Source organism: Burkholderia anthina, assembly GCF_001547525.1.
Lineage (GTDB): Bacteria > Pseudomonadota > Gammaproteobacteria > Burkholderiales > Burkholderiaceae > Burkholderia > Burkholderia semiarida.
The window spans coordinates 1,111,047-1,137,822 of record NZ_LNJP01000003.1 but is presented as its reverse complement, the minus strand read 5'-3'; the positions used below and the strand labels follow the sequence as shown (position 1 = coordinate 1,137,822).

Genomic DNA, 26,776 nt, shown 5'->3' with positions numbered 1-26,776 from the left:
CCGATGGCCGCCGCGCCGCGCTTTACCGACGAACAGACCGAGGACCGACATCATGATGCTGAAGAACCCCGCGACGAAATACCGACCGTTCACGCCCGTCAACCTGCCCGACCGCACGTGGCCGTCGCGCACGATCACGCAGGCGCCGATCTGGATGAGCACCGACCTGCGCGACGGCAACCAGGCGCTGTTCGAGCCGATGGACGGCGCGCGCAAGATGCGGATGTTCAAGACGCTGGTGGCGATCGGCTTCAAGGAGATCGAGGTCGCGTTCCCGTCCGCGTCGGAAACCGATTTCAACTTCGTTCGCGAACTGATCGAAGGCGGCCACATTCCCGACGACGTGACGATCGAAGTGCTCACGCAGGCGCGCGACGACCTGATCGAGCGCACCTTCGCATCGCTGCGCGGCGCGAAGCGCGCGATCGTGCACCTGTACAACGCGACCGCGCCGGAATTCCGCAAGATCGTGTTCGGCCTCGACCGCGACGGCGTGAAGCAGCTCGCGGTGAACGCGGCGCGCACGATCAAGCGCTGCGCCGACGCGGCGACCGACACGCAATTCACGCTGCAGTACAGCCCGGAAACGTTTACGGCGACCGAACTCGATTTCGCGAAGGAAGTCTGCGATGCGGTGTTCGACGTATGGCAGCCGACGCCCGAGCGCAAATCGATCGTGAACCTGCCGGCCACGGTGGAAATCGGCACGCCGAATTACTATGCGGACCAGATCGAATGGATGCACCGGAATCTCGCGCGCCGCGATTCGCTGATCCTGTCCGTGCACCCGCACAACGACCGCGGCACCGCGGTCGCGGCGGCCGAGCTCGCGGTGATGGCGGGCGCCGACCGGATCGAGGGCTGCCTGTTCGGCAACGGCGAACGCACGGGCAACGTCGATCTCGTGACGCTCGCGCTGAACCTGTACACGCAGGGCGTCGATCCGGGTCTCGATTTCTCGCGGATCAACGAAGTCGCGCGCACGGCCGAGGAATGTACGCAGTTGCCGATCCACCCGCGCCATCCGTACGTCGGCGATCTCGTGTTCACCGCGTTCTCCGGTTCGCACCAGGACGCGATCAAGAAGGGCTTCGCGGTACAGCGCGCCGACGCCGTATGGGAAATGCCGTACCTGCCGATCGATCCGAGCGACCTCGGCCGCACGTACGATTCGATCATTCGCGTGAACAGCCAGTCGGGCAAGGGCGGTATCGCGTACCTGCTCGAACACGGTTACGGCGTCGCGCTGCCGCGCCGCATGCAGGTCGATTTCAGCGCGGCCGTGCAGCGCCTGACCGACGACAGCGGGCACGAGGTGACGAGCGCGCAGATCTGGTCGCTGTTCCAGCAGGAATACGTCGAAAGCGATACGCCGCTGCGCTATGTCGGCCATGAGCTGACCGAGCGCGACGGCCGCGAGACGATCGTGCTGACCGCGGATGTGCACGGCGAGCGCCGTGTGCTGCGCGGCGAGGGCAACGGCCCGCTCGACGCGCTGATGCATGCGCTGCGCACGCCGCTGCGGATCCAGCATTACGAGGAACGCGCGCTGTCGCAGGGCGCCGATGCGAAGGCGATCGCGATCGCCGAGCTGGCCGGCACGGGCGTGCGCGGCAGCGCGTTCGGTGTCGGCGTCGACGCGAACCTGACGACCGCGTCGATCCGTGCGGTGATCAGCGGCGTGAACCGCGCGTATGCGCGTGCGGATGAGGTTGCGCGGGCAACCTTCTTCGACGCGGAGCGCGCGGTGACGGCCGTGGCGTAACCGCGGCAGGGGCGGACGTGCAGCCGGGCGGGGCGATTTCCGGCGTGCACGAGCGTGCGCTCCGGCTCGTGAATCGGCGCGTGATGCGTGGGGCGTGATGCGCGAGGCGCTGCCGATGGCGTACAGCGATACGTTCCTGATCGCGGGCATCGCGATGATCGGCTGTAACCCGGCCAGCGGAATCGGACTGGTCCGATTTAGTCGCGATGGTGCACGCGATAGCCTTCGGAGGTCGACGAACGGGCGGCATTGCGCCGGCCCGTTCGCTTACCACCATTGACTGTCCGGCACAGCCGCTCGCCGGTCTTCCAGGAATCCGCCATGCCCCATACCGTCGAACTCGCCGGCGCGATCGTGTTCGCGCTCGCGCTATTGCACACCTTCGTCGCGAAGCGCTTCGAACGGCTCGCGCATCGTCATCCGCGCCATGCGGGCCTGTTCCATCTCCTCGGCGAGGTCGAAGTCGTGTTCGGCTTCTGGGCGCTCGTGCTGCTGATCGCGATGGCCGTGCTGGCCGGCCCGGCGCTCGCGCTCGACTATGCGCAATCGCGCGAATTCACCGAGCCGCTGTTCGTGTTCACGATCATGGTGATCGCGGCGAGCCGGCCGATTCTCGATGCCGTCGCCGGGATCGTGCAGCGCATCGCGCGCGTGCTGCCGGTCGACACGAACGTCGCCGCGGTCTGGCTGTCGCTCACGCTGATTCCGCTGCTCGGCTCGTTCATGACCGAACCGGCCGCGATGACGCTCGCCGCGCTGATCCTGCGCGACCGGCTGTTCCGCGCGCCGCTCGCGCAGCGCTGGAAGTATCTGTCGCTCGGCGTGCTGTTCGTCAACGTGTCGATCGGCGGCACGCTGACGGCCTACGCGGCGCCGCCGGTGCTGATGGTGGCGGCCGCGTGGGGCTGGGACAGCGCGTTCATGGCCGCGCAGTTCGGCTGGAAGGCCGCGGTCGCGGTGTTCGTCAACGCGACGGTGCTGGTCGCGCTGATGCGCGGTGCGCTGGCCGGCGCGCCGGCGGCCGCGTCGGCGGCGCAGGGCGAGCCAGTGCCGGCGGGCGTGACGCTCGTTCACGTCGGTTTTCTGGTCGGCGTCGTGCTCGGCGCGCATCATCCGGTCGTGTTCATCGGTCTGCTGCTGTTCTTTCTCGGCTTCACGGCCGCGTACGAGCGCCATCAGTCGCCGCTGATGCTGCGCGAGAGCCTCCTCGTCGCGTTCTTCCTCGGCGGGCTCGTCGTGCTCGGCGGCCTGCAGCAGTGGTGGCTGCAGCCGATCGTCGCATCGATGGACGCGTACGCGCTCTATGCCGGCGCCCTCGGCCTGACCGCCGTGATGGACAACGCGGCGATCACTTATCTCGGCTCGCTGATCGCCGGCATGCCCGACGGCGCGAAATACATGCTGGTGTCGGGCGCCGTCGCGGGCGGCGGCCTGACGGTGATCGCCAACGCGCCGAATCCCGCCGGGCTCGCGATCGTGCGACGCGGCTTCGCGGACGAATCGGTCAGCGTGGCCGGCCTGCTCGCCGCGGCGATCGGGCCGACGCTGGTCGCGACGGGTGCGCTGTTGCTGCTCTGAGCGACGGCATCGCGCGGAAATAGGACCCGGCTGATTCACGTCGTCGGGCCGTTACGCAATAATGAATTCGTCGGCGGCGGGTGGGCCGCCGGTGGTGATTTGGGTTGGGCCGCCTGTAACGGGCGGCCCTTTTTTCACCGGCACGACGAGTGTGCAGGCGCGAGTGTCCCGTGGCGGCCGGTGGGCGCGGCCGCAAGCCGGTTTCATGTCGGCTTCCGTTCGGAAAATCACGCTGCCAGATGCGAGCACCGGGCATTCGCGCGTGCGCGTTCGACGCGTATGGCCGCCGCCGTGCGGTCGTTTCTTCGCGAGAAGGACGCTCGATGAACGACACCATCCGTACCGGGCCGACGCCGCCGCGCCGCAGCCGCTCGGTGGACCCTTCATTCCGTTGATCCGGATCTGCGTGATTCCGGTCGCGTTCGCGTCGCTCGCGTGCGCGATCATGTCGCTGTCCGATCTCGCCGCGAGGCGGCCGATCGCCTGGAAGGCGATCGCGATCCATGCGGCGCCGACGGCCTTCGCCGCCGGGCTCGCGATGGCCGCGGCGACACGCCTTTTTTCCGCTTCCGCGTGTTCGTGCATCGGCACGTCGCGCTTCATCGCAGGACATCCATGCATGCCGTCTTTCGCTATCCGCTGATCGCCGCGCTCGCGCTGGCGGCCGGATGCGCGTGCGCCGGCGAGCGCGTGCGTTGGCCGGCGCCGTCGCACGATGGCGCGCCGCTCGTGGGCGTGCAGGTCAAGTTGCCGTCGTTCACCGCGGACGACGCCCGGCGCATCCGCGTCACCGGCTTCGATTTCGTGCGGATCGGCGTCTGGACCGACCGGCTGGATCGGCCCGCGTATCGCCGCGCAGTCGATGCCGCGATCGCGGCGGCGCACGACGCGCAATTGCCGGTGCTGCTGACCATCCGCACGCTCGAACCGCTCGCGCCGCGCGATGCGCCGGCCGAACGGCGCATGGCTGCGCTCGCCGAAGCGGGCGCGACGCTGGCGGACACGGTGACGCGGCTTGCCGACCGATACCGCGCGCAACTGCTGGCCATCGAGCTGTGGAACGAGCCCGATCTCGACAAATACTGGCCCACCGGCGAGGTCGATTCGACGTTCGCGCCGTTCATGCGGGCCGTCTGCGTGCGTTTGCGCGAGCGCCGCCCACATGTGCCGGTGATCGGCTTCGCATTCTCGCGCGCGCCGTTCGCCGGCTCGGTGCCGGATCGGCTGCTGAAGCCGCTCGTGCCGTCGCTGGCCGGATGCGTCGACGCGATTTCGTACCACGCGTACGGCATGGCGCCGGCGCGGATTCGCGCGGCCGCGCGCGACGTGCAGGCGCGCTATGGGCTGCCGGTTGCGATCACCGAGGACGGCGCGACGTCGGTCGGCCCCGCCGGCGACGCGCGCCAGGCGAAACGCCTGACGACGTTGCTCGCCGCGTCGAATGAATCGATGACGCCGCTGATCTCGATCTACGAATGGGCCGACACGCCGAACGGGCCGGATGCCGCGCAGCGGAACTACGGCCTCGTCCGCGCGGACGGGACACCCAAGCCGGCGCTCGACGCGGTGGCGCGGGCGCTGCGCGATCGCCGGGGCCCGCTACGCGGGCCCGACTGACGCGGCCGGCGGCGCGGACGGGGCCGCCGCGCGAGCCGTGCGCAACGGCCACAGCACGGCGGCGAACAGCGCGACGCTCGACAGATGCCGTGTGTAGCTGCCCAGATCGGGTTCGAACAGCATCGACACCGCGACGTGCGCGAGTATCAGGCACGCGAGCGTGTCGCCGCCGCGCAGCGACGCGGCGCGCGTGTCGGCCGGCGGCGCGACGCGCGGCCACGCGGATGCGAGCACGAGCGCGATGAAGCCCTGCATCGAGATGCCTTTCACGTCGAACGAGAACAGGATCGGCAGGTTGAGCCGCGCGACCGAGTACGCGTAGTTGCCGACGAAATGCAGGAACGAATCGGGCGGATACGGATTGTAGAAGCTCGTCCGCGCGCCGAACGGCGATTCGTACACGAGATAGTCGACCGCCACGTCGCGCGGGTGCTGAAGCAGCGTGTAGACCGAATCGGGCAGCGCGACGAATGCCGCGCCGGCCAGCAGCAGCGCGACGACCTTCAGCGGCAACGGCGCGCGGCGGAACGCCCACGCGCTGCCCGCGCACAGCACGATCAGCGCGAAATAGCTGCGGATGAGCGCCGCGTAGCCGGCATACAGCACGACGGCGATGGCCAGCGTGCGCACCGTGCCGAGCCGGCGCGCGGCGAGCGCGACCAGCACCGCGATCAGCACGACGAGCGTGTCCTTGCTGGCGACGAACAGGTTGAAGAACAGGCAGGGCGCGATCAGCACGAGGTTGGCGAACAGCGAGCCGGCGCGACGCGTCTGCCGCAGCGCGAGCCAGATGAACAGCACGCCGAGCGCGGCGACGAACACGCTGGTGCCCGCGCCGCCGAGCGCGCGATAGAAGCGGCCGACCGCATCGAACGACGTGCCGTCGTAGGTCGCGCCGCCGCTGATCTGCGTATCGATCTTGTCGGCATCGCGGAAGATGAACTCGGGCAGCAGCGCCCGTGCGTTCGCATAGACCGCGAGATACAGCAGCGCGACGCACGCGGCGATCGCATCGACGAGCCGGCGGCTCAGCAGCGGCCCGCTTGCCATCAGCTTACGAAGCATCGGCGGCTCCCGGTAACGCGCCGGCCGTGCGGGCACGGCGCGACGCGACGATGCACGCGAGCGCGGCCGTCATCGCGACGCTCGCGGCGAGATGGGCGTACGCCGCGCCGAGCGCGCCGAGGCCGCGAACCAGCGCGATCGACACCGGCAGGCAGGCGAGCGTCAGCGCCGCCATCGCGAGCGCGACCGGCCGGCCCGCGCGCAGCGCGACGGCCGCCGCCCACAGCACGTCGGCGAGCGCGCGCAGCACGAACGACGTCGACAGGATCGCGAGGCCGGCCGTCTGCAGTGTCCCGGCGCGCTGGTGCGCGAGCTGGAAAACCGGCCCGTGCAGCGCGGCGATCGCGACGGCGGCGGCGGCCGTCAATGCGAACGATGCGCCGATCGAGCGGGCGAGTTCGCGTCGGAACGCGGCGCGCGCCGCGCCGAGCGCGCTCACGAAGCGCGGCGCGGCGACCACGACGACGGTCGCCGCCGCGACGGTCTGGATCGCATTCGCGATCGACCAGACGAACACGTACCGGCCCAGTTCCGCGGCCGGCAACGCGCCGGCCGCGACGAAGCGTTCCAGATATTGCAGGACCGACATCAGCAGCAATGCGACGAAGAACGGCAGGCCGTCGCGCCACACGGCCGCCAGGCTGCCCGCGGGCGCGCGGGCAGCCGTGCGCGACGCGGGCTGAGCGCGCGCGATGCGCGAGATGACCGCCCAGCCGATGGCGACCACCGCGACATCGGCCGTCAGCCACAGCACGAACAGCGCTTCGACCGACCCGATCGCACCGGCCGCGAGCGCCGCGATCGCGACGCCGGCCCACGCGCCGGTCCGCACGAACAGCAGCCACGACGCGACGCGGGCGCGATGCAGCGAAAACAGATAGGTATTGATTTCGAGCGCCGCGTGTTCGGCGCATGCGATCCATGCAACGAGCACGAGCGGCAGGTCGGGCAGCGCCGCGACGTGCAGCACGCGAGCCGCCCAGCCGGGCACCGCGAGCGGTGCGCAGAGCGCCGCATATACGACGCCGTAGCGCGCGAACACGCGCGTCGCGGTGCGGATCGCATCCGCCGGCGCATCGCCTGAAAGCCGCCGGTTCAGCTCGGTGCTGAAGCCGAGCCCGAGCACTTTCGACGCGACGACCGACACGGCGACGGCGAAGCCGTAGGCGGCGACGGCATCGAAGCCGAGCGTGCGCGCGACCGCGAGCGTCAACGCGAACTTCATCGCGAGCGCGGCGATGCGCAGCGCGAGCCGGGAGCCGAGCGCCGTCATCGCGCGGCCGGCCGGGACACGGCGTCGCGCAGCGACGCGACGAGGGCGTCGCGCGCCGACTGCAGGCGCGTCAGTCCGCCGTGCGTCGCGTCGCGAAAGCGCGCGAGCGCGCCGGGGGCGAGCAGCGTTCGCGCGACGGCCGCCGCGTCGAAATCCGCCGCGTTCGCGACCCAGTCGGCCACGCCGAGATCGGCGTATGCGCCGAAACCCTTGCGTTCGTAGCTCAGGTGGTATGCCGGCACGCCGTGCAGGATCGATTCGAGCGCGCCGTGCAGGCGCACCGATACGACGGCGTCGGGGGTGTCGTGCGCGAGGACATGCTTGAGTGAACTCGGCGCGTCGATGCCGAGCGTGCGGTAGTACGCGCTGTCGTCGTTGCCGCGGCCGGTGCTCTGAACCGCGAACGTCAGCCGGCACGCGGGACGCAGCAGCGCGATCAGCGCGACGGTCGACGCGTGATAGCGCGCGCGCTGCGCGTCGTTCCACGCGGGCGGCTTGCGCAGCACGATCGCGATATGCGCGGGCCGCGTGTCCGCCGCCGGGCGACGCGCGGCGACGCCGGCGTGGCGGCGCGCGAACTCGAGTACCGCCAGGTCCGGCGCGCGGCGCGTGTTCGCGTTGCCGGCGAGGAAGGCGACCGACCGGTCGTCGCGTACGAACACGTCGTCGAACGATCCGAGCATCGTCCGCAGATGCGCGGCGAGCCACGGCCGGTTCGCGGCGGGCCCGATGCTTTGCGGCAGGTAGACGGTCGGCTTGCGCGCGGCGCGCGCGAGCCGCATCTGCAGCAGGTGGCCGGCTTCGAGCTTCAGCGCCTCGATCGCGGTGCGCGCGCGCAGGTAGCCGCCGCCCACGCCGACGATCAGGTCGACGCCGTCCAGCAGGTGGCCGAGCGCGCCGAGCGAAGGATTGAGCGCGACCGGCAGCGGCGCCGCGCTTGCCTGCACGACGCGGGCCGCGCCGCGCGCCGCGAGCACCGGCGCCGGATGCACGTCGGGCAGATGCGCAAACGATGCCGGATCGGCGGCGACCACGGTGACCCGCACGTGCGGGCCGAACGCGTCGCGCAGCAGGCCGATCGACAGGTCGACGAGCAGGCCGTCGCCGGAATTGCGCGTGCTATATGCGTGCAGCAGCGCGACATGAACGGGGGCGCTCATCGGGGGACCTCCTCGAGGCGTTCGCGGTAGACGGCGAGCGTGCGCTCGACCATCGTGTCCGCCGAGTAATGACGGGCGGCGAGCGCGCACTGCTCGCGCATGCTCGCGAGCCGTGCCGGAGAGCCGGCGAGATGCGCGAGCGCGGCGGCGAATTCGCGCGGGTCGTCGTCGTTGGCGACGCTCAGGCCGACCTGGTGGCCGTCGACGAGTTCGGCCGCGCCCGCGACGCGGGTCGCGACGATCGGCACCTGCGCGGCGACGGCCTCGATGCATACGTACGGGAACCCTTCGTAGCGGCTCGGCAGCGCGAAGACGTCGAACGCGGAGAAGTAGCGCCGCGCGTTGTCGATACGCCCCGCGACGCGCAGGTTCAGCGGCAGGTCGTCCGCTTCGGCCCCCGCGGCGCGGTTGAAGTCGCCGGAGCCGATCGCGACGATGTGCAGCCGGCCGTCGTCGCGTGCGGCGAGCGTGCGCGCGATGCGCACCAGCCGGTCGACGCCCTTCTGCGCATCGAAGCGGCCGACGAAGCCGATGACGAACGCGTCGTCCGGCACGCCGAGCGCGGCGCGCGCGGCTTCGCGCGGCAGCAGCGCGGGCGGCGTCACGCCGTTCGGGATCGTGCGGATCCGGTCGCGCGCGATGCCGAGGGCGTGCAGGTGGTCGGCTTCGTCGCCGGAGACGGCGATCACCGCGTCGGAGCGGCGATTGCCGAGCCAGCGCTCGATGCCGCCGTAGACGCGGCGCTTCACGGCCGACAGCGTCGGGTTCAGCGTATACACGGCGTGCGGCGTGTAGATCTGTTTCCACGGCCCGCCGCACAGGCGCGCGAGCGCGCCGGCTTTGGAACTGTGGCTGTGGACCACGTCCGGCCGAATCTCATGCAGCAGCCGGGCGAGCGCGCGTGCGGCGCCGACGTCGTGCAGGCCGACCGAACGGCGGAACGGCAGCCGATGAAACGACGCGCAACGCAGGGGCGTGTCGGCCAGGATGGCTTCGTCGAAACGCGCGCCGCGCGGCGCGATCAGATGGATCTCGACGTTCGCGCGCGCGTGGAGGCCGGCGATCAGGTCGACGAGATGCACGGCGACGCCGCCGCCGGCCGCCTCGACTACCATCGCGATGCGCAATGGCGGTCCGGCGCGCTCGGGTGCGCGCGTGGGCGCATGGGCGGCCGCGTGTCGGGAGGGGGGCGTGGCCAGATCGGCGACCGTCATGCCGCTCTCCCGGTCAGGCGGCGCAGCGCCGCGCGCCAGCCGCGCGCGGACGCGTCCTCGGGTTCGTTCGCATAGCGGTATTCGGTGTAGCGGTAGCCGCCGTATTTCGTGCCGTACGCGCAGCGCCCGCCGCGCGCGTCGATGCCGTTCAGCACGACACGGGGCGCCACGCCGCCGTGGCCCGCGACACGCTTCGCGGCTTCGGCGAGTTCGCCGGCCTTGGTCTGGCCGGCGCGCGCGACCAGCAGGATCGCGCTGGCGTGCTTGCCGAGCCAGCTGGCGTCGGCGGCGGCAAGCACCGGCGGCGCGTCGATCACGACCATGTCGTACTGCGCGCGCCATTGCCCGATCAGCGCGCCGACGCTCGCGCGCTGCAGCAGCGCGGCCGGCGCGTGCGGCAACGCGCCCGTCGCGATGAAGTCCAGATTCGGTTCGACCGCGCGATGCACGATGCCGTCGTGCGCCGCGTGTGCCGCGAGCGCATCGGCAAGGCCGTTGTCGCGCGCGACACCGAAATACTGATGCAGGCGCCCCTTGCGCAGATCGCCGTCGATCAGCAGCACCCGCTTGCCGTCGGCCGCCTGCACCGCCGCGAAATTCGCTGCGACGAACGACTTGCCGGCGCCCGGCGCCGGCCCCGTGATCAGCACGACCGGGCGCGCGTCCTGTGCAAGCGAGAAATGCAGCGCGGTCTGCAGGCTGCGCAGGCTTTCGATCGCCGGCTCGTACGGCTCGGCGAGCGCGAGCAGGTGCGGGCCCGCGTCCTGACGCTCGATCGCGCGCATCATCGCGCGCTGGCCGGCGGCGGACGGCACGACCGCCAGCACCGGCAGCCCGGCGTGGCGCTCGATCTCGTCGACGCTGCGCAGGCCGCCATAGAGGAAGTCGCGGGCGAACGCGATCAGCATCCCGAGCGCGAGCCCGACGAGCGCGCCCACGCCGATCGCGACCGGACGGTTCGGCCGCACGGGATCGTCCGGCGCGACGGCCGTATCGACGACGCGCACGTTGCCGGTCTTGCCGGCCTTGACCAGTTCGAGCTGCTGGATGTTGTTCAGCAGCGCCGTGTAGAGATCGGTGCCGACCTTCACGTCGAGTTGCGCGCGCACTTCGTCGCGCTGCCGCTGCGGCAGCCGCGCGAGATCCGTGTCGAGCGCGGCCTGCCGATGCCGCAGCGTCGCGAGCTGCGCGTCGAGCGCGGCCATGTCGGGATGCGACGGCAGGAACCGCCGCGACAGCTCGTCGCGTTTTTGCTGCAGCTCGAGCACGCGGGTCTGCAGGTCCGCGCCCTGCTGCAGCGCGAGCTTGCCTTCCTCGGCGAGGTCGATCGAATGCCCGCTGCTGCGCAGCGTCGCATAGCGTTGCTCGGCCTCCTCGAGCTGCCGCTTGACGGTCGGCAACTGGTCACGGAGGAACGCCAGCGAGTGCGCGGCCTCCGCGGAGCGGCGCTCGACGTTCTGTTCGACGTAGCGTTGCGCGAGCGCGTTGAGCGTGGCGCCCAGCGCGGCCGGATCGTCGCCGCGCAGCGTCGCGACGAGCACGCCCGACTGCTTGACCTTTTCCTGCACGTCGAGCGCGGTGCGCAGCGCGTCGATCGTGTCGGCGCGGCCGTTGCGGATCAGGCGAAAGCGCGTGCCGGGCAGTGCGTCGAAGCCGGCGACCTCGATCGACAGCGGGCCGTAGCGCGTGGCAAAGGTTTCCGCGCGGCCGATGTGGCCGATCGCGTCATCGGGCAGATCCCGGCCGGACAGCCGATAGCGCCGCGCATCGATGCGCGTGAGGCTGAACGTGTCGCCTTGCGCGCGCCTCGGCACGTCGAAGCGCGTGACGTTCGCGCGTTCCTGGCCCCATGCATAGCCGCCGATGCCGAGCAGGCCCGGCTGCACGACGCCGTCGTTCAGGCGCGACACGAAATCGCCGATCAGCGGAAAGCGCTTCGGTTTCGCGACGATGTAGCTGCGCAGATCGTCCACGGCGCGCGTCACCACGAGCCGGGACGACAGGATCTGCGCTTCGGCCGAGGCCGGCGCGTTGACGTTGAAGAACGACGCGGCGTCGCCGAGCAGGTTCTTCGCCGCGCTGTCGCCGCCGTCGTCGGTCTGGATCATCAGGTCGGCCTGATAGGTCGGCGGCGCGAGGAAGGCGTACAGCGCGCCGACGCCGAGCCCGGCGGCGGTCAGGGCGGCGATGGTCCAGCGTGCGCCGCCGAGCACGTCGAGCGCGTGAACGAGATCGAACTCGCTTTCGGCAGCGGGTTCGCGGGAAGGCGATGCGGTCATGATGAGGTCGACGGGGAAAGGGCGGCCGGCCGGTCGGGCCAGCGCGCGAGGATGAGCGGGCGCCAGCCGTCGACGGCGGCGGCGATCAGCGATGCGCAGCGCACGAAGTCGGCGCGCGTGCCGCGATAGGGATCGGGAACGTCGAAGCCGGCGCGCGTGCCGCCGGGCGCGATCGCGTGCTCGCCGAGGCGAAACACGCGGCCGCGCGTGAACAGGTGGCGCGCTTCGACATCGCGCTGCTGCGCGCGGTCCATCACGAGGATCAGGTCCGCGTACCGGCACAGGTCGGCCGTGACGGGGCCGGCCACGTGCGCGTCGAGATCGAGACCGAGCTCGCGCGCGACGGCGCGGGCGAGCGGATCGGCCGGATGGCCGGTGCGCGGCGCGAGGCCGGCGGAGCGGACCGTCGCGTGCGGCAGCCGTGCCGCCAGCAGCGCGGCGGCGATCGGGCTGCGGCACAGATTGCCTTCGCACACGACGAGCAGGGACGGGCGCGCGCTCATTTGGTTGCCAGCGCGGCGGCGGCGCCCGTGTTGACGCTCGGCAACAGCAGCGCGAGCACGCGGCTGAAGCGCACGAGGCCGTTGCCGTCGACGTAGACGGTGTCGTTCGGTTCCAGCTCGAACTCGTTCGCGAGCACCATCGCGACCGGCGAGCGCGCGTCGAGATGGAATACGGTCGGCGTGCCGCGCGCATCGCCGCGGATCACGAACATCTGCGCGGCATCCGCCGTGTTCGAGTTGATGCTGCCGGCCTGCAGCAGCGCGTCGCCGAGCGTGAGGCGGCCGTTGCGCTTCGGGAGCGCGCGCAGCGGGCGGTTGACTTCGCCCATCACGTACACGCCGTTGTCGTCGCGCGCGGCGATCTTCAGCAGATCGCCGCCGCGCAGCACGATGTCGGCCGGATTGCGGTGCTCGCGAATCATCTTCGCGACGTCGATGCGCACCGGCACACCGTCGCGAACGAGCGTCACGTCGCTCTGGTCGGCCGCCGGCGTGAAGCCGCCGGCGCGGGCGAGCGCGTCGGCGAGTGTCATCGGCACGTCGTTGACCGCCTGCGCGCCCGGCGCATGTACTTCGCCGTCGATATAGACCTGCTGCGAACGGTACGACGCGACGCGCAGCGTCACCTGCGGGTCGCGATAGACGCGCGCGAGCGCCTGCGTGACGCGCGCCTGGGCGTCGGCGGCGCTCAGGCCCGCGACTTTCAGCTTGCCGGCATACGGAAACGTCAGATTGCCGCGATCGTCGACGACGAACCCGGCAACCGGATCGGCCGCGCGCGGCGGCGTCTGCGGCGAGCCGGGCTGCGCGGCGGCCAGCTCCGGGTGGTCCCAGACGGTGATCTGCAGCACGTCGCCGGGGCCGATCCGATAGCGCGAAGCGGCGGGGGCGTCGAGCGCCGACAGCGCGGCCGTCGCGGCCGCCTTCTCGGCGCGCTGGCGCTGGATCAGCTGCGGGTCGATCTGCACGATCGGCACGGGCAGGCGCGCAGGCGACGCGTCCGCGCGTGCGGGTGCGCCGTCGTCGGCCGGATGCGCGGGTGCGTCCGCGCGCGCGATGCCCGGCGCCGCATCGGGCGCGCGCGTCGCGCGCAGTTCCTGGACGAACGGGTGATCGTCCATTCGCATGCCGGGCGCGAGCGCGCACGCGGACAGCGCGAGGCCGGCCAGCGCTGCAAGCGACGCCGTGCGTATCGCGTGTACCGCACGCCGGCGTGCGCCGGCCGCGGTCGAAACGTTCGAGGTCTTCATCTGATCATTCCTTGATGGCGGCGCCGGGGTGCGGCGGCCGCGCGCGCCCGGCCCGGGGTAGCCGGGCGCGAGCGGGGTTCGGGTGAGTGCGCGCCGCGTTCGCCGGTCACGCGAACGCGGCGGGCCGCTCAGTAGGCGTTGGGATGCACGATCCCTTTCAGCACGGTCGCGCCGATGATGCGCAGGTCGAGCGCGAACGACCAGTTGCGCAGGTAGTACAGGTCATGCTCGATGCGCGACTGCATGCTTTCGACGCGTTCGGTCGCGCCGCGCAGCCCGTTGACCTGCGCCCATCCGGTGATGCCGGGCTTGATCCGGTAGCGATGGATGTAGCCGTCGACGATCGTGCGGTATTGCGCGTCGTGCTCGACCGCGTGCGGGCGCGGGCCGACCACCGACATGTCGCCGAGCAGCACGTTGATGAACTGCGGCAGCTCGTCGAGGCTCGTGCGTCGCAACAGCGCGCCGACGGCCGTGACGCGCGGATCGTTGCGCATCGCCTGCACGACCGTGCCATCCCGCTCGACGTGCAGCTTCATCGTGCGGAACTTGTAGATGTCGAAGGTTTCACCGTCGGCGCCGCGCCGCTTCTGCGTAAAGAACACGGGCCCCGGCGACGACAGCTTCACCGCGACGCCGATGACGAGCAGCAGCGGCATCAGCGCGATCAGCGCGACCGCGGCAAAGGTACGGTCGAATGCCGCCTTCAGCATTCGCGCGCGCGGCGTCAGCGGCGACACGGCGAGCGAGATGGCCGGCTGGCCGAGCACTTCGTCGGCCTGACTGCCGAACGGCGCGAGCTGGCTCACGTCGGGCAGCAGCCGCAGATCGACGAAGTCGTGACGGAATTCCTCGATCACGTCGACGATCGCGCGCTCTTCGCTCAGCGGCAACGCGATCCAGATCTCGCTCGCGCGAAGCTGCCGCGCGTGTCTCGCAAACGTCGCGAGGTCGCGGTGCACCGGAAGCTCGCCGGCGCTCGCCCCGGCGTCCGGCGAAACCCGATAGATCGCGACGAACCGGTACGGCGAAGCCATGCGTTCCACCGCGGAAGCCAGTTGCGCGATGCGCTCGTCGGTCCCCGCGAGCGCGATCGCGCGATAACGCTTGGGCGCGCGCACGCGGCGGCACCGCCACACGAACAGCGCGATGCGAAACGCGATCAGCGACACCGCGACACCCAGCGTCCAGCGAACGAACCACGCGAACGACGCGACATTGACCGCGGCCATCGCGATCATCATGACGAACACGCTGCCTTGCGCGATCAGCCATAGCGCGAGCGCGCGAAGCAGATAACGCGCGATGCGCGCGCCGTTGTCGCTCAGGTCGCGGTCGATCAGGCCCAGCAGGAAGGTCGCGCACAGCACGCTCGTCGCGACGAGCACGGTTTCCGTTCGCAGCGCCGCGAGCGACATGGTCGTTTCGTCCAGCATCACGACCGCGATCGTGACGATCATCGCGATGTCGGCGACGAGCACGGCGAGCGCCCGGTTTCTGAGCAGTTTTTTCAGCATTTCACGTCGCCTCACGACATGCCGGCTTTGCCCATGCGGCCCGCATGGAGATACGCGTGTGGAGGCGCCTCGGGTGGTTCACGTCAAGTTATTCGAGATCGGACGAATGATTCGCGGTGCGAATCGGATTCGTTCGATTCATTCTATTGACGAGGAATGCGCGGGACCATCAGGCAACGGGAAGATCGGCAGCGCTTGCCGGTCGGACTGGTCCTGTTCTGTGCGGCCGGTTTGCGATGTCGTGCCGTCGCGATGAAACAGCATCGTGCGGAGATCGGTATCGTCCGCGCGTGTGGACCCGGGGGCGGGCGCTCGATGCTCGCATCTGGCAGCGTTTTGGAGCATGCAGCACGATCAGCATGTGAATCGTGACGTGGCCGCGCCCACCGGCCACCATCGAACGCCCGCTCCCGGGTCTTGTCCCGGCGAAGGTCGGCCCGGCAGGCCGCGCGTATCGCCGCCGGCCGGAAGCCGGCAACGAATGCTCAACGGCCCCACGCGAAGTAATGGGAACCGGCGACCGCCAGCACCGCGCCGATCAGCGCCGCGTAAGGCGCGAGATTCAGCCACATGCTGCGCGTCGGCACCGCGAGCTCCATGTCGCGCTGCATCTGCGCGGGGAAGCGGCCGCGGTCCTGCCAGTAATGGCGATACAGGAACACCGGCACGATCAGCAACATCGCGATCAACCCGTTGCGCAGCGTGCCTTCGCCTTGCAGATCGGCGCCCGCGCCCGCATAAACGAGGTTCGCATAGCCGCAGATCGAGCCCGCGACGAGCAGCCACGTCGGGCAGCGGAACGGCCGATCCCAGTTGCCGCGATCCATCCGGTGGATCCAGCCCGACTGAAGATTCAGGAATACGAACAGCATGTAGCAGACGTTCGAGATCGACAGCACCGTCATGTAGTCCGACATCATCAGCAACACGAGGTTGAAGCCGAGGTCGGTCCACATCGCGCGCGTGGGCGAGCCGTGCTCGTTCACGTGCGACAGGTACTTCGGCAGCCAGCCGTCGACCGACGCCTGGTACAGCGTGCGCGACGAACCCATCATCGACGTCATCACGATCAGCAGGATCGACAGCATCAGCATCACGACGACCGCATTCGCGACCCACGCGCCGCCGCCGACGATCTTTGCCATCGCGGCCGCCACGCCGCTACCGTCGCGAATCGACGGATCGAGCATCGCCTGGGTGCCGAGCGCGCCCTGGAACGCCATCGGCACGAGCGTCATCACGACGAGGCACAGCGCGCCCGACCAGAAGATCGCCTTCGCGGTATCGCGCCGCGGATCGCGGAACTCACGCGTGTAGCAGACGGCCGTCTCGAAACCGTACGACGCCCAGCCGGCCATGAACATCGCGCCGAGCGCCATCGTCACGCCCTGCCCGTTCCATGAGCCGAAGGTCGCGGCCGTAAGGTTGCCCTGCGCGTCGTGACCGAGCGGCAGCAACGGGAGCAGGTTCGACATCGGCACGTCGCCGGTGACGAACGGCACGATGCCGACGATCAAGAGCGGCGTGAGCGACGCGATGCCGAGAATGCGCTGCGTACGCGCGGCCTTCGACGCACCGCTGTGCTGCAGCTTGAACGTGACGAGAAGCAGGATCGTCGCGATGATGAACGTCGCGTTGATCCGCAGCGAAAGCCCCGGCTTGATGAAGCCGAGGTCCGCAACCTTGAGCTGCCAGTGCAGCACGGCCGCATCGGCGGGAAAGAGACTCGTGAGCGCATAGCTCGCTGCGAGGCCGCAGCCGAGCGCGAGCATCGGCGACCACGCGAGCCAGTTGCACCACACGGATACCGGCGCAATCAGCTTGCTGTAACGAACCCAGCCGATCGCGCCGTACACCGACGCGCCGCCCGATTTATGCGGAAACAGGCTGGAAATCTCCGCGTAGGTCGCGCTTTGAATCAGCCCCATCGTGATCGCGGCGATCCACACGGCCCACGCCGGGTGGCCGATCGTCGCGGACACGCCGCCGATCGTGAACAGCACGCCGGCCGGCACGCCGCTCGTGACCCAGAACGCGTCCTTCCAGCTGAGGCCGCGTTGCAGCGTGTGGCCGCCGGCATCGTGCGGCGTATCGGCCGCGACGTCGGCGGCATGGCGGATGGGCGATCCTGCATCGTTCATGGTGCTTGCTCCTGAGTGGTCGAGTTCCCGGCCGGCGGGACCGGCAAGCGGATCGGGCAGGGTGCAGGCATTGTCGAATGCGCGGCTGCGTGAAATGAATCGGCCCAGTCTGAAAATCGGCCGGTGCTCGGACCGGTCCGAGCCGGCGCACTTTTTTCACTCGCCGATCGTGCCGCCGCGAACCACGACGATAGCGATCGCCAATCGAGCCGATACGAATAAGTCAATTCACGGCCGGCTTACATGCGAATTACAGTGAGGCCCCATTTCAAACATGGAGTCGACAGATGTACAACACGCAAGCCGCATGGCGTACCGCTTTGCTGGTATGCGCGACCGTCCTGACCTTCGACGCGAGCGCATCGACACTGACACGCGACAACGGCGCGCCGGTCGGCGACAACCAGAACTCGCAGACGGCCGGCCCCGGTGGCCCCGTGGTGCTGCAGGACGTCAACCTGATCCAGAAACTGCAGCGTTTCGACCGTGAGCGCATTCCGGAGCGCGTCGTGCACGCGCGCGGCACCGGCGCATACGGACACTTCATCGCGACCCGCGACATTTCCGACTACACGCAGGCGAAGGTGTTCGCGCCGGGCACCGACACGCCGGTGTTCGTCCGGTTCTCGAGCGTGATCCACGGCGGCACGTCGCCGGAGACGCTGCGCGACCCGCGCGGCTTCGCGACGAAGTTCTATACGTCGGAAGGCAACTGGGATCTGGTGGGCAACAACCTGCCGGTGTTCTTCATCCGCGACGCGATCAAGTTCCCGGACATGGTCCATTCGCTGAAGCCGGCGCCGGACACGAACATCCAGGATCCGAACCGCTTCTTCGATTTCTTCTCGCATCAACCCGAAGCGACGCACATGCTCACGCGCCTTTATTCGGACTACGGCACGCCGAGAAGCTATCGCGAGATGGACGGCAACAGCGTGCACGCGTACAAGTTCGTCAACGCGCGCGGCGACGTGCACTACGTGAAATTCCACTGGAAGAGCTTGCAGGGCGAGCACAATCTCGACGCGAAGGAAGCCGAGCGCATTCAGGGCAAGGACTTCAATCACATGACGCGTGATTTGCAGGCGGCCATTGCCGCCGGCAACTTCCCGAAATGGGATCTGTATATCCAGGTGCTGAAGCCCGAGCAGCTCGCGCGCTTCGAGTTCGATCCGCTCGACGCCACGAAGATCTGGCCGGACGTTCCCGAGATCAAGATCGGCACGATGACGCTCGACCGCAATCCGGCGAACATCTTCCAGGAAACGGAGCAGGCCGCGATGGCACCGTCGAACCTGGTGCCGGGCATCGAGCCGTCGGAAGACCGGCTGCTGCAAGGCCGCCTGTTCGCATATGCGGATACGCAGCTGCATCGGGTAGGCGTGAACGGGCTGCAATTGCCGGTGAATCGCCCGCGCGCCGACGTGGCGAACCACAACCAGGACGGCGCGATGAACGGCGGCATGACCAAGGGCACCGTGAACTACGAGCCGAGCGCGGCGAAGGATCTGTCGGCGGATGCGCGGTACAAGTACAGCCGGCTGCCGCTGACCGGCACGACGCAGCAGGCGGCGATCGCGCGGACGCGGAACTTCGCGCAGGCCGGTGCGTTCTATCGATCGCTGCCGGAGAACGAGCGCAAGGATCTGATCGCGAATCTCGCGGGCGATCTCGGGCAGGTGAAGGACGAGAACGTCAAGTACACGATGCTGTCGTATTTCCAGAAGGCCGATCCGGAGTACGGCCGCAGGATCGCGCTGGCGGTCAATGCGGATCCGCAGCGCGTTGAGGCGCTGGCTGCGCGGCTGGCGGACTGACGTCAGGTTGAACCCATGATGAAAACGGCCAGTCGCGAGACTGGCCGTTTTCGTTTGCTACGTGAGCGGCGTGAAGCCGTCGATCACGCGAGATCGAAGCGGTCGAGGTTCATCACCTTGTTCCAGGCGGCGACGAAGTCGCGCACGAACTTCTCCTTCGCATCCGCGCTGCCGTACACCTCGGCCAGCGCGCGCAACTGCGAGTGCGAGCCGAAGATCAGGTCGACGCGCGTGCCCGTCCACTTGACCGCGCCCGTCGCACGGTCGCGCCCCTCGAACACGTCGTTCGCGCCCGACACCGGCTTCCACTCCGTACCCATGTCGAGCAGGTTCGCGAAGAAGTCGTTCGTCAGCGTGCCCGGACGATCGGTGAACACGCCGTGCTTCGAGCCGCCGACGTTCGCGCCGAGCACCCGCAAGCCGCCGACCAGCACGGTCATCTCCGGCGCCGTCAACGTCAGCAGCTGCGCCTTGTCGACCAGCAGCGCCTCGGCCGGCGTCTTGTACGCGTGCTTCAGGTAGTTGCGGAACCCGTCCGCCACCGGCTCGAGCACGGCCATCGCGTCGACGTCGGTTTCTTCCTGCGACGCATCCATCCGGCCCGGCGCGAACGGCACCGTGATCGCGACACCCGCGTTCTTCGCCGCCTGCTCGACGCCCGCCGCGCCGGCCAGCACGATCAGGTCGGCCAGCGACACCTTCTTGCCGTCCGTCTGCGCATCGTTGAACGCCTTGCGCACGCCTTCGAGCGTTTCGAGCACCGCCGCGAGCGCCGCCGGCTGGTTCACTTCCCAGTCCTTCTGCGGCGCGAGACGAATGCGCGCACCGTTCGCGCCGCCGCGCTTGTCCGAGCCGCGGAACGTCGCCGCCGACGCCCATGCGGTCGACACGAGCTGCGACACCGACAGGCCGGTGGCCAGCACCTTCGCCTTGAGCGCGGCGACGTCGGCGGCGTCGATCAGCGGGTGATCGACGGCCGGGATCGGGTCCTGCCACAGCAGGTGTTCCGCCGGCACGTCCGGGCCGAGATAGCGCGAGCGCGGGCCCATGTCGCGGTGCGTGAGCTTGAACCATGCGCGTGCGAACGCGTCGGCGAACTCGGCCGGGTTCTCGTAGAAGCGGCGCGAGATCTTTTCGTAGGCCGGGTCGAAACGCAGCGACAGGTCGGTCGTCAACATCGTCGGGCGATGCTTCTTCGACGCGTCGTACGCATCGGGAATCACTTCGTCCGCATCCTTCGCGACCCACTGGTGCGCGCCGGCCGGGCTCTTCGTGAGCTCCCATTCGTAGCTGAACAGGTGTTTGAAGAAATCGTTGCTCCACTGCGTCGGCGTCGACGTCCACGTGACTTCGAGGCCGCTCGTGATCGTGTCCTTGCCCTTGCCCGTGCCGAACGTGCTCTTCCAGCCGAGCCCCTGCTCTTCGAGGCCCGCGGCTTCCGGCTCGGGGCCGACGTTCGACGCCGGGCCGGCGCCGTGCGTCTTGCCGAACGTGTGGCCGCCCGCGATCAGCGCGACCGTTTCCTCGTCGTTCATCGCCATGCGCGCGAACGTCTCGCGGATGTCGTGCGCGGCGGCGACCGGGTCGGGGTTGCCGTCCGGGCCTTCCGGGTTCACGTAGATCAGGCCCATCTGCACCGCGGCGAGCGGGCTTTCGAGCTCGCGCTTGCCGGTGTAGCGGCTGTTCGGGCCGCCGCTCAGTTCCAGCCAGATCTTTTCCGAGCCCCAGTAGACGTCGTCCGGCTCCCACGTGTCGACGCGGCCGCCGGCATAGCCGAAGGTCTTGAAGCCCATCGATTCGAGCGCGACGTTGCCGGTCAGGATCAGCAGGTCGGCCCACGAGATGTTGCGGCCGTACTTCTGCTTGATCGGCCACAGCAGGCGGCGGGCCTTGTCGAGGCTGACGTTGTCCGGCCAGCTGTTGAGCGGCGCGAAGCGCTGCTGCCCGCCGCCGGCGCCGCCGCGGCCGTCGGCCGTGCGGTAGGTGCCGGCGCTATGCCACGCCATGCGCACGAACAGGCCGCCGTAGTGGCCGAAGTCGGCCGGCCACCAGTCCTGCGAGGTCGTCATCAGCGCGTGCAGGTCCTGCTTCACCGCGGCGAGATCGAGCTTCTTGAACGCTTCTGCGTAGTCGAAATCCGGGTCCATCGGATCGGACAGCGCCGAATGCCGATGCAGGACGTTCAGGTTCAGCTGATTCGGCCACCAGTCCTTGTTCGTCGTGCCGCTGCCTGCGGTGTGGTTGAACGGGCACTTCGATGGGTTCGACATGGACATTCTCCTTGGATGAGCGATGTTGCGTGGGTTCAGTGCCGCTGGTACTTCAACAGCGGGCGTCCGTTCAGCGGCTGCGTGGCGCGCGCGTTGTGCGAGTAGTGCCGCGTGAACGCGTCGATGTCCGCCGCGGACAGCTCCATCGTGTCCTGCAGCACATACCATTCGACGTTCTCGGTGAGCGGGGGCGTCGTCAGCGAGCCGAGGTAGTGGTAATAGCTGTCGAGATCGTCCGGCATCAGCGCCGCCACGTCGAACGACGCCAGCGGCGACGCGACGCCGCGCCGCGCCGCGCGCACGATCGACGCGAACTGCGCGTTCTCGTTGCCGTTGCGATACAGCACCGCGACGACGGCAAGCCGGCCGTCCTGCGCGCGGAACACGAAATGGCCTTCGAGCGGATAACGCCGGCCGTCGATCGTGTGCTCGGCCGGCGCGTGGAAGTGCGCCTGAAGCAGCCGGAAGTGACGGCCGCGGATGATCACGTCGCTTTGCTTCGGCACGACCTGCACGGTGTGGCCGTTGTCCACGACGGTCGCGCCGCCCGTGGCGACGTGCACGACGATCGCGTCGTTCACGCCGGGCATGCGTTCGGCCTGCACGACGGTGCCCGACCGGATGTCGATCGGCGATTGCGAATCGCCCGACTCGATCTGCCAGGCCTGCTGATGCGCATAATCGAAGTCGCGCGGGTCCTGCGTCGGTGCGGCGGCGGCCGTGGTCGCGCCGCTCGCGATTGCCGCGGCGAACAGCGGCAGCGCCGCGCGCCGGACTGCCGTGACGACCTGCGTCAGGTTGATTCGATGATTCAAACGGGATCCTCGATACGGGAAGATGAAATGAAATCGCTCGCGGCCGGCGCGAGATGCATGCGCGACCGAAAGCCGGGATCAATTCATTATTCGTATCGGCCCGATGCGTTCCAATCAGACTCGTCTGATTCAAGCGCCATTCATGCGGCACGTCGCGATTCGTGTGGATCGTGCGGATCGAGCGTGCAACGCAAACGTGCGCCGATGTAGGACCAGGCCGATTGTGTCGTCGTCTGCGTCTGCCCACAATGTGCCGGTCGAACGGTTGCATGGTGATCCGTTCGATACCTCGTATCCGAAGCTCGTCTTCGTTCCGAACGCCGCCCGAGGTGGGGCGGCGTCCTTTTTCCGTGTTCGACGCACGGCAACGAACGTGGCGCGCCGCGGGCAGACAGGGAATACGCCCGACGTCGTCGGCGATTTCGATACACCCTCGAGCGCGCGACGCCGTCGGCGCCATCGCGTTTCATCGTTCATACGCGCAGCCTTCGTGCGCGGTCAATTATCAAGGACTCCATCATGAAGACTCGTATTCAAGCCATTCCCGCCGTGATCGCACTCGTCTGCGCCACCGGCATGACGGGCGCGGTCGCCGCCGAAGCCGGCGCGGCGCCGCTGCCGAAAGGCATCGTCGCGGTCGTGAACAACGCGCCGATCGTACAGAGCGACGTGGACACCATCGTGAAGGCGTCGGGCCAGCCCGATACGCCGGCGTTGCGCGATGCGGTGAAGCGCGACCTGATCGTGCGGCAACTGATCGAGCAGGCGGCCGACAAGGCGAACTACGGCAGCCGGCCCGAAGTCCAGGGCATCGTGTCGCGCGCGCGTGCGAGCGCGGCGGCCGATCTGTATCTGCGCGATGCGTTGGGCGCGCAGCGCGTGACCGATGCGCAGGTGAAGGCGCGCTACGACTACATCGTCGCGAATGCCGCGCAGTTCGAATACCGCGCGCAAGTGGTGGCCGTGCCCGATGTCGCGAAGGCGAATGCGGTGGCAGCCGAGCTGAAGCAGGGCGCGGCCTTCGACGCGGTCGCGAAGAAGTACAACACGACCGCGAACGCTGGCGTGGCCGAGTGGAGCGAACTGAAGACGCCGCTTGCCGAAGGCCACACGGCCGGGCTGCCGATGCCGCTCGCGCAGGCCATGACGTCGCTGAAGCCGGGCGCGGTGTCGGGCCCGGTGCAGATCGGCAATGCGTATGCGTTCGTGAAGCTCGCCGACAAGCGCCCGGTGGTCGTGCCGAGCTTCGACAAGGCCAAACCGGTGCTGCGACAGCAACTGGAGCAGCAGGCGCGACAAAACGCGATGGCCGCGCTGGTCGACAAGCTGGCCGCGCAGGCGACGATCGAGCAGTAACAGGCGCCGAAGAAAACGAGGCTCGGCGGGCTGTGAGCCCGCCGAGCTTTTTTCTTCGGTGCGTCGTTTCGCCGGCAATCGGCCGCCTTTTTCCCGCCACCGGAACCACGCCGTGCGCCAACCGCAACGACGTCATCCCACTGCGGTCTCCGCTTCGACGTGAATCATGAAGGCCACGGGCCCGGCGACGCGCGTCCCGTCGAGTGCGAGTTCGACGATCGCGGGCGTCGGCCCGCTGCAATCGATCGACGCCATCTCCATCCGGTCGAACCACGCGCAGTGCGCGACTTCCGCGGACGGACGTGCTCGCGCGTGCGCATCGAGATCCGCCAGGAACACGTGATGCAGCTTGTGCTTGCCGGCCGCGCGAAACAGGTAGCGCAGGTTCCGGCAGACGAGCCCGGTTTCTTCCGCGAGTTCGCGGCGCGCGGCGTCGCTCAGCGATTCGCCCGGTTTGGGTAGGCCGCCGGGCAGTGTCCAGCGGGCGTGCGGTCGGGCGACCAGCAGAATCCGGTCGCCGCGCCGGCACAGGACGGTGGCGCGTTGTTTCATGATGGTGTCGTCCGATTGCGTGCGGCGAATGCCGCGGTTGGGAAAAAACGTTGCTTCGGGGAAGCGCCGTCAGGACGTTCGTGTCGAGACGTTCGCGATGCAAGGGCGTCGCGGGCGTCATGCCGGTTGCCGCGGACGGTCTTGCGCCGTGACGCGTTCCACTTTATGGGCACGCCGTTGGCCACTCAATCGGCCCAGTCTTAAAAGCGCCGACACGAGGAGTGTTGGCGGGCCGCCGGCCGGGAAGCGGGCCACATAGGCTCCCGCACGCCGTGTAGGCCTGGTCCGATTCCTGCACCCCGCCGCCGGACAATAAGACCCGTCCGATAGAGATTCGCGTCCGACTCGCCTGTAATACGCAGCATCCGCCGATATCAAGCGGCATGAACTGGCGATGGAGGACAATCGATGAGTGATGCAGATAATGTGGTCAAGGGCGCGGTGGTCGGCACGATCGCGAGCGCGGCGACCGTCGCGCTCGTGCACTTCGTGATCGAGGCCGGCACGCGCTGGAGCTCCGGCGGCCTGGCGGTGACGCTGGTCTCGGCGGTGCTGATGGCGTTCGTGCTGCTCGTGCCGCCTGCGTTCGCCGCATGGCGCAACCGGATGGACGCAATCGATCCGTTCTTCGAGCCCGAGGCGTTGAAGCCGATCCTGCAAGGCCGTGCGGTGGGTATCGTGCTCGGCATCGTATTCGGCATTTCGGTCGTGACGGGCTGGCAATGATGGCGACGAACGCGTCCACCCTGCTTGCGGCGGACCCGGTCGTGCGCCCGACCGTGAAGGTCATTTCGCTGCGCCGCAGCCACGCGCGCCGGCACGCGTTCCGCGCGAACAACCCGCATCTGGATTTCGAATTCGTCGACGCGATCGACGGACACGCGCTCTCGGACGCCGCAATCGCCGCATCCGGCCTGTTCGCGCCCGGGTTGCCGTACACGCGCGGTGCGTTCGGCATTGCGATGACCACGCATCGGCTGTGGAGCGACATCGCGTCGGGCCGCGAGCGGGTAACGATCGCCGAGGACGATGCAATCTTCCGGCCCGATTTCCACGACGCCACGCTGCAATTCCTGCGCGACAATCGCGGCCGGCACGATTTCATCGCATGGGGCTACAACTTCGATTCGATCCTGCGCGGTTCGATCTTCAACAGCCGCGCGCCGGTGACGATGCGCTTCGACGAAGCGGCGCTCGACGATGCGATCGGCGATTTCCGGAACGACCGCGGCCCGGTGCTGGTGATGAACCTGCTCGAGTTCTACGGGATCTGTGCGTACACGATCTCGCCGGCCGGCGCGCGCTTCCTGCTCGATCGCTGCTTTCCGCTGCGGCCGGAGACGCTGTACTCGTACGGGCTGGGCCGGACGCTCGACAATTACGGCATCGACATCGTGATGAACAAGTTCTACGGCGCGATGCGCAGCGCGGCCACCTTTCCGCCGCTCGCCGTGACGATGAATGCACGCGAGACGTCGACGGTTCAGGCCTGACTCGATCGGACGCGACAACCGGCGACGTCGAATCGAAAGGGGCGCCTGCCTCGTACGTGCACCGGCACGCTTCGGCTGCCGCCCCGTTCGTCGTTGCGCGACGCGGTCAGACCGTCGCCGTGATGCCGGCCGGGCCCGATTCTCCCGCCGCCCGCACCACGATTTCCACATGCTGGCCAAATGCCGCCAGCGTCAGCATCAGCTGATCCAGCGAAACGTTCCTGAGCCGCTCGCGCTGCTCGGGCGTGACCACCGGCCGGGCCATTTCCGCGAGCGCCGCGGCCTCTTCGTCACTCAGGCCGCGCGACGCAATCAGCGCGTTGAGTTTCAGTGCAAGGACGGACTTGGCCTCCAGCTCCCCGACGTCGTAGAAATCGAAATCGGCCGGCACGGCGCCGGTGTAGTCATCCTGATCGTCGTAATTCATCGTGCTTCTCCCGTGATCGCCGAACACTGCGCGGCATCGAGCGGCGTAATCACCAGCCGCCGGTGCGACACCTCGATCCGCAGCGGTTGGTCGGGCGCGAAGCCCGCCGCCTCGATCCATCGTCCGGACAGCTTCATCCACACATGCATGACGGGCGGCGCCCTATCGGCGAGCCTGAGATGCGGAACGACGCGGCGAGATTGAATGGATGTTTGCGTGTTGACGAAGCAGTCTTGGAAACGAATGGGTGCGCTATGATTCGCGTCAGCCATGGTCAACTCCTTTGTTGAGTTGGTGGTGGTCAGCGGCCTGCAGGTGTTCTACCCACCCGCAGGCCGCGCTCGTTGACGCGGCGGATGTCGATCGTTACTTCATCCAGGCGAAAACGTGCAACTACTGTAGCCAAGATTGAACGGCCGCGGGCAAGGGGTGCGCGCGGTTTCGGCCGCGTTGACCATCAGGCCAGTGCCTCGCGTCCTTGCTGCTCAACGATTTCGCGGCGGCTGCGCCGGCCGGCCGATTCGTCGTTTCTTCACCGATGTGTTGAAAAGCGTGTCGATCGACCGCGTCGACGCACCCTGACGAACCGTTTCCACCGACGGGAAGAAATCCCAACACGAATCGGTTCAGTCCTATTGGATGCAGGGGCCGGCCACGTTAAGCTTGATTCGCGCGGTGCCGTGG

Annotated in this window: 22 protein-coding genes; 7 read left to right on the top strand and 15 right to left on the bottom strand. The window is 68.8% G+C overall.

Annotation, left to right across the window (positions count from 1 at the left end; translation table 11 throughout):
- The first annotated feature begins 55 nt into the window (after positions 1-55).
- Together leuA and WS64_RS25250 are read left to right on the top strand one after the other, a co-directional pair.
- Complete coding sequence (gene leuA / locus WS64_RS25255; RefSeq protein ID WP_208606880.1) at positions 56-1,765, top strand: 2-isopropylmalate synthase; 1,710 nt, start codon at positions 56-58, stop codon at positions 1,763-1,765.
- A gap of 321 nt (positions 1,766-2,086) precedes the next feature.
- The gene (locus WS64_RS25250; RefSeq protein WP_060968061.1) at positions 2,087-3,343 is read left to right on the top strand and encodes a putative Na+/H+ antiporter; all 1,257 of its coding nucleotides are present in this window, start codon (positions 2,087-2,089) and stop codon (positions 3,341-3,343) included.
- A 51-nt stretch (positions 3,344-3,394) separates the two neighbouring features.
- On the opposite strand, the gene WS64_RS34570 is transcribed toward WS64_RS25250, so the two are convergent.
- Complete coding sequence (locus tag WS64_RS34570) at positions 3,395-3,946, bottom strand: hypothetical protein (RefSeq protein WP_155720472.1); 552 nt, start codon at positions 3,944-3,946, stop codon at positions 3,395-3,397.
- A 12-nt stretch (positions 3,947-3,958) separates the two neighbouring features.
- Here WS64_RS34570 and WS64_RS25240 point away from each other — a divergent pair, with 12 nt between their 5' ends.
- Positions 3,959-4,960: a glycoside hydrolase family protein gene (locus WS64_RS25240; protein ID WP_060968059.1), complete on the top strand. Its 1,002-nt coding sequence runs from the start codon at positions 3,959-3,961 to the stop codon at positions 4,958-4,960.
- Here WS64_RS25240 and WS64_RS25235 read toward each other — a convergent pair.
- From WS64_RS25235 to WS64_RS25195, 9 genes are all read right to left on the bottom strand, one after another.
- Positions 4,943-6,025: a hypothetical protein gene (locus WS64_RS25235; RefSeq protein ID WP_060968587.1), complete on the bottom strand. Its 1,083-nt coding sequence runs from the start codon at positions 6,023-6,025 to the stop codon at positions 4,943-4,945. The genes WS64_RS25240 and WS64_RS25235 overlap by 18 nt on opposite strands.
- Positions 6,015-7,298 (bottom strand): polysaccharide biosynthesis protein, encoded by a 1,284-nt coding sequence (locus WS64_RS25230; protein ID WP_060968058.1) that lies wholly within the window; start codon positions 7,296-7,298, stop codon positions 6,015-6,017. The genes WS64_RS25235 and WS64_RS25230 overlap by 11 nt, the downstream gene beginning before the upstream one ends.
- Entirely contained in the window at positions 7,295-8,458 is a 1,164-nt protein-coding gene (locus WS64_RS25225; protein ID WP_060968057.1) for a polysaccharide pyruvyl transferase family protein, read from the bottom strand. Before WS64_RS25225 ends, WS64_RS25230 begins: the two co-directional genes overlap by 4 nt.
- Positions 8,455-9,672 (bottom strand): glycosyltransferase, encoded by a 1,218-nt coding sequence (locus WS64_RS25220; RefSeq protein ID WP_060968056.1) that lies wholly within the window; start codon positions 9,670-9,672, stop codon positions 8,455-8,457. The genes WS64_RS25225 and WS64_RS25220 overlap by 4 nt, the downstream gene beginning before the upstream one ends.
- Positions 9,669-11,951 (bottom strand): polysaccharide biosynthesis tyrosine autokinase, encoded by a 2,283-nt coding sequence (locus WS64_RS25215; RefSeq protein ID WP_059645266.1) that lies wholly within the window; start codon positions 11,949-11,951, stop codon positions 9,669-9,671. The genes WS64_RS25220 and WS64_RS25215 overlap by 4 nt, the downstream gene beginning before the upstream one ends.
- A complete protein-coding gene (locus WS64_RS25210) occupies positions 11,948-12,454 on the bottom strand; it encodes a low molecular weight protein-tyrosine-phosphatase (RefSeq protein WP_060968055.1) in 507 nt (168 codons plus the stop codon). Before WS64_RS25210 ends, WS64_RS25215 begins: the two co-directional genes overlap by 4 nt.
- Positions 12,451-13,704 carry a polysaccharide biosynthesis/export family protein gene (locus WS64_RS25205; RefSeq protein ID WP_059645271.1) on the bottom strand — a complete coding sequence of 418 codons (1,254 nt, stop codon included), beginning with the start codon at positions 13,702-13,704 and terminating at the stop codon, positions 12,451-12,453. The genes WS64_RS25210 and WS64_RS25205 overlap by 4 nt, the downstream gene beginning before the upstream one ends.
- A 128-nt stretch (positions 13,705-13,832) precedes the next feature.
- Positions 13,833-15,221, bottom strand: a complete 1,389-nt coding sequence (locus tag WS64_RS25200; protein WP_060968054.1) for an undecaprenyl-phosphate glucose phosphotransferase — start codon at positions 15,219-15,221, stop codon at positions 13,833-13,835.
- 485 nt (positions 15,222-15,706) lie between these two features.
- Complete coding sequence (locus WS64_RS25195; RefSeq protein WP_060968053.1) at positions 15,707-17,362, bottom strand: APC family permease; 1,656 nt, start codon at positions 17,360-17,362, stop codon at positions 15,707-15,709.
- Between the two features lie 287 nt (positions 17,363-17,649).
- Here WS64_RS25195 and WS64_RS25190 point away from each other — a divergent pair, with 287 nt between their 5' ends.
- The gene (locus WS64_RS25190) at positions 17,650-19,179 is read left to right on the top strand and encodes a catalase (protein ID WP_060968052.1); all 1,530 of its coding nucleotides are present in this window, start codon (positions 17,650-17,652) and stop codon (positions 19,177-19,179) included.
- A gap of 83 nt (positions 19,180-19,262) precedes the next feature.
- On the opposite strand, the gene katG is transcribed toward WS64_RS25190, so the two are convergent.
- Positions 19,263-21,449, bottom strand: coding sequence for a catalase/peroxidase HPI (gene katG, locus WS64_RS25185; protein WP_060968051.1), 2,187 nt, complete (start codon positions 21,447-21,449; stop codon positions 19,263-19,265).
- Positions 21,450-21,484: 35 nt separating this feature from the next.
- Positions 21,485-22,264 carry a carbonic anhydrase gene (locus WS64_RS25180; RefSeq protein WP_081103918.1) on the bottom strand — a complete coding sequence of 260 codons (780 nt, stop codon included), beginning with the start codon at positions 22,262-22,264 and terminating at the stop codon, positions 21,485-21,487.
- Positions 22,265-22,783: 519 nt separating this feature from the next.
- On the opposite strand from WS64_RS25180, the gene WS64_RS25175 reads away from it, so the two are divergent.
- Entirely contained in the window at positions 22,784-23,620 is an 837-nt protein-coding gene (locus WS64_RS25175; RefSeq protein WP_059641021.1) for a peptidylprolyl isomerase, read from the top strand.
- 132 nt (positions 23,621-23,752) lie between these two features.
- Here WS64_RS25175 and WS64_RS25170 read toward each other — a convergent pair whose 3' ends face one another.
- Complete coding sequence (locus WS64_RS25170; RefSeq protein ID WP_059576363.1) at positions 23,753-24,172, bottom strand: NUDIX hydrolase; 420 nt, start codon at positions 24,170-24,172, stop codon at positions 23,753-23,755.
- 408 nt (positions 24,173-24,580) lie between these two features.
- Here WS64_RS25170 and WS64_RS25165 point away from each other — a divergent pair, with 408 nt between their 5' ends.
- Both WS64_RS25165 and WS64_RS25160 read left to right on the top strand, forming a co-directional pair.
- On the top strand, positions 24,581-24,898 hold the full coding sequence (locus WS64_RS25165) for a hypothetical protein (protein WP_060968050.1): 318 nt from the start codon (positions 24,581-24,583) through the stop codon (positions 24,896-24,898).
- Positions 24,895-25,665, top strand: coding sequence for a glycosyltransferase family 25 protein (locus WS64_RS25160; protein WP_060968049.1), 771 nt, complete (start codon positions 24,895-24,897; stop codon positions 25,663-25,665). Before WS64_RS25165 ends, WS64_RS25160 begins: the two co-directional genes overlap by 4 nt.
- A gap of 106 nt (positions 25,666-25,771) precedes the next feature.
- Here the strand turns inward: WS64_RS25160 and WS64_RS25155 are convergent, their stop codons facing one another.
- Both WS64_RS25155 and WS64_RS33520 read right to left on the bottom strand, forming a co-directional pair.
- Positions 25,772-26,092, bottom strand: a complete 321-nt coding sequence (locus tag WS64_RS25155; RefSeq protein ID WP_060968048.1) for an XRE family transcriptional regulator — start codon at positions 26,090-26,092, stop codon at positions 25,772-25,774.
- Positions 26,089-26,364: a SymE family type I addiction module toxin gene (locus WS64_RS33520; RefSeq protein ID WP_081103917.1), complete on the bottom strand. Its 276-nt coding sequence runs from the start codon at positions 26,362-26,364 to the stop codon at positions 26,089-26,091. The genes WS64_RS25155 and WS64_RS33520 overlap by 4 nt, the downstream gene beginning before the upstream one ends.
- Positions 26,365-26,776 lie beyond the last annotated feature (412 nt).